At 71.8% G+C, this 6,037-nt stretch carries 5 protein-coding genes and 1 pseudogene; 2 read left to right on the top strand and 4 right to left on the bottom strand.

Annotated elements, in window-relative coordinates:
* Nucleotides 1–50 precede the first annotated feature (50 nt).
* A pseudogene (locus ABL57_RS21265) lies at nt 51–350 on the top strand (oxygenase MpaB family protein); the annotation flags it as partial.
* Here ABL57_RS21265 and ABL57_RS10805 read toward each other — a convergent pair.
* From ABL57_RS10805 to ABL57_RS22320, 3 genes are all read right to left on the bottom strand, one after another.
* Entirely contained in the window at nt 335–1,189 is an 855-nt protein-coding gene (locus tag ABL57_RS10805; RefSeq protein WP_047803482.1) for an oxygenase MpaB family protein, read from the bottom strand. The pseudogene ABL57_RS21265 and the gene ABL57_RS10805 sit on opposite strands and share 16 nt — an antisense overlap.
* Nucleotides 1,190–1,445: 256 nt before the next feature.
* Nucleotides 1,446–2,159, bottom strand: a complete 714-nt coding sequence (locus ABL57_RS10800) for an SDR family NAD(P)-dependent oxidoreductase (protein ID WP_047803484.1) — start codon at nt 2,157–2,159, stop codon at nt 1,446–1,448.
* 94 nt (nt 2,160–2,253) lie between these two features.
* Nucleotides 2,254–2,748: a hypothetical protein gene (locus ABL57_RS22320; RefSeq protein ID WP_047803481.1), complete on the bottom strand. Its 495-nt coding sequence runs from the start codon at nt 2,746–2,748 to the stop codon at nt 2,254–2,256.
* Between the two features lie 336 nt (nt 2,749–3,084).
* On the opposite strand from ABL57_RS22320, the gene ABL57_RS10790 reads away from it, so the two are divergent.
* A complete protein-coding gene (locus tag ABL57_RS10790) occupies nt 3,085–5,067 on the top strand; it encodes a S8 family serine peptidase (RefSeq protein WP_053004905.1) in 1,983 nt (660 codons plus the stop codon).
* A 123-nt stretch (nt 5,068–5,190) separates the two neighbouring features.
* Here ABL57_RS10790 and ABL57_RS10785 read toward each other — a convergent pair whose 3' ends face one another.
* Nucleotides 5,191–5,871, bottom strand: a complete 681-nt coding sequence (locus tag ABL57_RS10785; protein WP_152683367.1) for a hypothetical protein — start codon at nt 5,869–5,871, stop codon at nt 5,191–5,193.
* Nucleotides 5,872–6,037 lie beyond the last annotated feature (166 nt).

The raw sequence follows: 6,037 nt of genomic DNA, 5'->3' as shown, positions 1-6,037 counted from the left end.
CCACTGCTGCCCGCCGCGTCTCCGCCCATGTCCGGCAGTTGCACGAAAGCGTGCGCGGGACCTACATCGGGGCCGACGGGGACCGACACTCATACTGCGCCAACGATCCGGAGCTGACCGAGTGGGTTCACCTGGCGTTCACCGACGCATTCCTTCGCTCCCACCAGCGGTGGGGCGGCGAGATCCCGGGCGGTGCGGACGCGTATGTGCGGGAGTGGGCGGTAGCCGGCGAGCTCATGGGCGTGCCGGCCCCGCCGCGTTCGGAGGCGGAACTCGACGCCCGCCTGCGCTCCTTCGACGACCGGTTGACGAGCAGGGCCACCGCGCTACACCACTATCGGGGGCTCAACTCGAGGGCTCTCCCCACAACGGAGAGGGTGAGTGCAGCCGCCCGGCTGGTGGGCATGGGAACCGGGCCCAGTTTCGTTTGCTCGAGCCCCAACAGGTCCAAGCGCGCTTGGGGGAGCGAGTCGACCACCGCAGCGAACAGGGCTCGATAGCCCGGAATCAGCCAGGAGTCCAAGGGAGGTCTGCGCAAGAACCGCACGACGTCGTCCCCCCGCGGCCCGCCCGTCAACCGGTCGTCGAAGGAGCGCAGGCGGGCGTCGAGTTCCGCCTCCGAACGCGGCGGGGCCGGCACGCCCATGAGCTCGCCGGCTACCGCCCACTCCCGCACATACGCGTCCGCACCGCCCGGGATCTCGCCGCCCCACCGCTGGTGGGAGCGAAGGAATGCGTCGGTGAACGCCAGGTGAACCCACTCGGTCAGCTCCGGATCGTTGGCGCAGTATGAGTGTCGGTCCCCGTCGGCCCCGATGTAGGTCCCGCGCACGCTTTCGTGCAACTGCCGGACATGGGCGGAGACGCGGCGGGCAGCAGTGGTGTCCCCGTAGGTGACGGTGAAGATCCAGCGGATGGTGCCGGCCAGCCAAGCCAGCGGATCAGCCCGGTAGTCCGAGTGTTCCACGATCCCGGTGAGGGCCCCCGGGTGCAGGGTCTGCGTCAGGAGGGCCCGGACGCCGGCCGGGATGGTAGCCATGGACCCGTGCACCGCCCACACGGCCGACTCCGGCGGGAAGAAGCCCGCATCGTGACCGTCGGCCAAGGCCAGCTCCCACTCCGGCACCCGGTCCGCCTGCCCGGCGAACGTGAGCCGTAGTCGGTGCTGCAACATCGTCGTGAACGACATGCGGATTCCTCCCTACCGCGGACCGACGCCGTCCGTCAGCTCGCGAGGACCAATATCCGTCATGCCTCGGACAAGAAGGCATCCGGCGTGCACTCGCACGTGGAGGGTCTCATACGGGTGCACGAGATCCGATTCCCACGAAGGAAGACACACGATCCCATCCCGGTGCGAGACCGAGGCGCTGTGGTTCTCCGGCTCAGGTTAGTGGTGGGTCGAAACATCGACCGATCCGGGCCGGACTCGCTGACACCGGTAATCACGTGGTCTCGCCGCCGTCGACGACGTACTCTGCGCCGGTCACGAACGACGCCTCGTCAGAGGCCAGATGTAGCACCGAGGCTGCGATCTCCGCCGGGTCGGCTGTGCGCCCGAGCGCAATCAGGGCAGGGTCCGCCCGGATGGCCTCGGTCGCCGGGGTGCGCGTGAACCCGGGCAGGACGGCATTGACCCGGATGTGGTCCGTGGCGAGGTCCAGGGCAGCACTCCTGGTGAGTCCCCGCAACCCGAACTTGGAGGCCGTGTACCCGGGGGCGCCGCGGAAACCACGCAGAGCTGCCGTCGAGGCGATGTTCACCACCGATCCTCCGCCGCGGGCGCGCAGGGCGGGGACGACTGCCTGGATGCCGTGGAAGGGCCCGGTGAGGTTGATGGCAAGGACACGCTCCCACTCCTCGACCGGGTGTTCAGCCACGGGGGCGATGTGCGAGACCCCAGCATTGTTGACGAGCACGTCCAGACCGCCGAATTTCTCGACCGCCGTCCGCACCGCACTTGCCCAGTCCTCCGGGGAGGTGACGTCCAACCGGACGGCGTGCACGGCACCGCCGTGCCCGAGAAGCTCCCCGCCCCGGAACGAGACATCCCCGACAAGGACGCTGGCCCCCTCCTCGACGAAGCGACGCACCACCGCTGCCCCGATGCCCTGGGCCCCGCCGCTGACGAGCGCGACCTTGCCAGTCATACGCGCCATGGACACTCCGTTCCTCATGCTGCTGCTTCCCGCTCATGCTTGCACGGACAATGAGCCGGCAGCGGTTTGCGGCACGACCGTCGGCCCAACGGGCTCAGCCGCCGATGTACTCGCCGGTGACGCCGTCCACGGTGCCGGCGCGGATGCCCTCGCACTGTGCGACCCCGGCCGGGGTCACGGGCTGGTAGTGGAGGCAGAACGCGTCGTAGTAGGGCATCCCGTTCTGCCAGTTGGCGTAGGCCTCCTCGTAGGTGACGTTGCGCGGCGGCAGCGGGTTCTCGGGAACCGCCGGCTCCTGGCCGGGCGGGTTGATCATCCGGACGGGGGTCTCGGACGGCGCCGGAGCGGCCGGTTCCGGGGCGGGGGGCGCCGGGGCGTCGGCCGGGGCGGACGGGCGCTCGGCCGGCTCCGTGGCGCTCGCAGGGGCGCCCGCGGTAGCGGCCGCGGAGCTGGTCGCCGGCCCGCTCACCGAGGGGGTGGCGGTGCTGCGGGAGGCGGCGTCCTGGGCCGGGGGAGTGCTGCCGGTGCACCCGGCCAGGGCGAGACCCGCGGCGAGCAGGACGGAGGTGAGAACGGCCTTCGGGGACATGGGGGCCTCTTCGGAGTGACGTGTCGGGGGGCGGGGTCCCCAGCCTAGGCCGTGCGAGCCCGTTCGCGACTGAGGCGCCTCCACCGGGCGGGGCCGGCCCGTCGGTCCCGCCAGCCGCCCGTGCACGCGGACTCCTGGCTCCGCGGCCCCCGCAGCGCGCCACGGACCGGCGCGGATATTTCCGGTTGTGAAGTCCTCGGCGCGACACCTTTCCCCGTTATGTATGTGAATACATAGAATCTGCTCGGAGGCTTCCCCCAGGCTCTGCCCGGACGAGAGTCCGCGCCCGCTCCGCTGCACCCCCCCCGACAAGGCTGACCCCCGGAGTACTCACCCATGCGCCGATCCCGCACTGCCGTTGCCGCCCTGACAGGCCTGCTGATGCTGTCCCCGACCATCCCGGCCGCCGCCGTGGAGTTCCCCACCCCCGCGGTCCGGGACGCCGAGCCCAGCGTCCCCCGCAGCACCGACGCCACGCCCGAGCCCACCGACCGGCTGATCGTGAAGCTCGCCGAGGACGCCACGGGCGGGGCCGCCTCCGCCCAGGCCCCGGCCTCCGACGAGGACGTCCAGCAGTCGGTCGAGACGGCGGTGGAGGAGAACACCGACGCCGAGCCGGGGGACATCGTCGCCGAGGTGGTCAGCACCACCGGCGACGGCGCGAAGGTCGTCCAGCTCGGCGAGAAGGTCGAGGTCGACGACCTGCAGAGCGCCATCGCGCAGCTGGAGGCCGATCCGGCCGTGGAGTACGCCGAGCCGGACATGATCGTCACCGCCTCCGCCGTGGCCGATGACCCCTACCTCCCCTCGATGTGGAGTCTCGCCAACATCGACGCGACCCCGGCGTGGGACCGGGCCACCGGCGCCGGGCAGATCATCGCCGTCGTCGACACCGGCGTCATCAGCCATCCCGACATCAACGCCGTGCCCGGCATCGACCTGGTCCGGACGGCCACCACGGCCGGCCAGTCCGTCTACGCCGGCTCGCGCGACGGCAACGGCAGCGACTGGAACCCCCGGGACGAGGGCGACTACGGCTCGGCCGGCACCTGCGGGGCCGGGGAGACGAAGTCCTCGTGGCACGGCACGCACGTGGCCGGCACCGCGGCCGCGGAGGCCAACAACGGCATCGGCGTGGCCGGGGTGGCGCCGCAGGCGAAGATCATGCCCGTCCGGGTACTGGGCACCTGCGGTTCCGGCTACGCCTCCGACGTCGCCAACGGCATCCGCTGGGCCTCCGGCCAGTGGGTCGACGGGATGGCCCCGCCGGCCGAGCGGGCCGACGTGATCAACCTGTCCCTCAACTTCCCCGGCGTCTGCTCCGTCACCTGGAAGGAGGCCATCGACTCCGCCCACCAGCGCGGCTCGATCGTGGTCTCCGCGGCCGGCAACTACAACGTGGACGCCTCCGGCACGTCCCCGGCGTCCTGCATGAACAACATCACCGTGGGTGCCGCCGGGGTCACCGGCCAGCGGGCCTCCTACTCGAACTGGGGCTGGGCCGTGGACCTCGTGGCACCCGGCGGGGCCGACTGGTACTCGGTGCTCTCCACCGTGGACCAGGGAGCCGCCGGTCCCTACCGGGCCGGCTACGGGGGCAACCAGGGCACTTCCATGGCCGCACCGCACGTGGCCGGCGCCGCGGCCGTGCTGCGCGAGCTCGACCCGACGCTGGACGTACACCAGGTCCGCCGGATCCTGCTGGACTCCGCGGTCACCATCGGCGGCCTCAAGCACCTGGACCTGCAGACCGCGGTGAAGAACACCCCGCGCGCACGAATCTTCAAGGACGTGCAGCCGGAGGGCCAGTTCGGCCGGGAGGTCCACTACACCAACCGTACCGGGCTGCTCAACGGCTGGTCGGACGGCACCTTCCGCCCGCTGCAGAACATCGAGCGGGGCGCCATGGCCGCGGTGATGTACCGCGAGGCGGGTTCGCCGGCCTACACGGCCCCGGCCGCCTCGCAGTTCCGGGACGTCGGCAGGGCGAACCCCTTCTACGAGGAGATTCACTGGGCCAAGGCCCGCGGCTATCTCAACGGCTGGTCCGACGGCACCTTCCGCCCTGCGGACCCGATCTCGCGGGAGGCGACCGCCGCCCTGCTCTACCGCGCCTCCGGGGCCCCCGCCTACACCGCCCCGGCCACCTCGCGGTTCACGGACGTCCGTTCCGGCCAGGACTTCTACCAGGAGATCCACTGGCTCGCCGCGCAGGGCGTGACCACCGGCTGGCCCGATCGCACCTTCCGGCCGCTCAGCACTACCCACCGCGACGCGATGTCGGCGTTCCTCTACCGCTGGAACTGGGAAGTGCGCTGAAGCAGGCCCCGTTGGCCCGTTTCTCCAGCCGTTCCCCGACCCGGAGGTCCCGTGCGCCGCGGACTTTTCCGGTGCCGCCGGCCGAGCGCGTCGCCGCGCAGTTGCGGCGGCTGGGCGAGACGGTCAGCTGCGCTCCGGGTCCGCGCCGACGAGGGGAGCCAGCGGGGCGCCCTCCAGGAAGCGCAGCAGGGTGGGGGAGCGGGAGACGACCGTCTCGTGGTACCGGCCCTGCAGCTCCGGGTCCCTGCCGATCACCAGCCGTTCCACGTCGTCGTCCAGGAACATGGCCAGTGCTCCCCGTAGCAGCTCCAGGACGGTCTCGTCCAGAAGCAGTGCGCGCACGGCGGCGGGCACCCGGACGGTGCGCACGTCGTCGAGCACGACGTCGGCGAAGTCCGGGTTGTCGCTGTCGGCCCACCGCGCCGTGCTCGCCGAGGCGAGCACGGCGACGGTGTCCACGGCACCGGCCACGACGAGCGCCGCCTGCGTCAGCGCGGTCTGGCTGTCCCGCGCACGTCTCCGGGCCCGACGCCGGCCGCGGATCCCGCGGTGGGGCCGGCCACGGTCCACCACCAGGTACTCCAGCTGCAGGCTCCCGTCCTGCTCCTCGAGGAAGGACACCGTCAGCTCCTCGGTGGGCGCGTCGCCGCGAGCACCCGTGTAGGCCCTGCGGAGCAGGTCCTGCAGCTGCGTGGAGGACCTGCTGAGCGTGCGCCCGGAGAGGCTCACCGGGCGCCCGTGGGCATCGAGGCAGCGGACGACGCGCGGCAGGCCGGCCACCGCAGTGACGAGAGGAGTGTCCACGGTGGGTGCGAACCTTTCTGCCGGGACGGAAGGTGACCTCCAGTCTAGATGCGCTTGCATCCGCCACGTCGCGGAAACTGTGGCCGTTTATGGGGACAGTGTCCGTCCCGTCAGCGGCGATGCGGCGGCCGCCGGGGACGGGGACGAAGGCCCGTCCCCGGCGGCC

The sequence above is a fragment of the Kocuria sp. SM24M-10 genome, from assembly GCF_001027955.1.
In the GTDB taxonomy this organism is placed as follows: domain Bacteria; phylum Actinomycetota; class Actinomycetes; order Actinomycetales; family Micrococcaceae; genus Kocuria; species Kocuria oceani.
This window is presented reverse-complemented; position numbering and strand designations above follow the sequence as displayed.

Bases quoted from the DNA above. Each gene is read 5' to 3' on its own strand.
- ABL57_RS10805 (WP_047803482.1), bottom strand. From the start codon at position 1,189: ATGTCGTTCACGACGATGTTGCAGCACCGACTACGGCTCACGTTCGCC.
- ABL57_RS10800 (WP_047803484.1), bottom strand. From the start codon at position 2,159: ATGGCGCGTATGACTGGCAAGGTCGCGCTCGTCAGCGGCGGGGCCCAG.
- ABL57_RS22320 (WP_047803481.1), bottom strand. From the start codon at position 2,748: ATGTCCCCGAAGGCCGTTCTCACCTCCGTCCTGCTCGCCGCGGGTCTC.
- ABL57_RS10790 (WP_053004905.1), top strand. From the start codon at position 3,085: ATGCGCCGATCCCGCACTGCCGTTGCCGCCCTGACAGGCCTGCTGATG.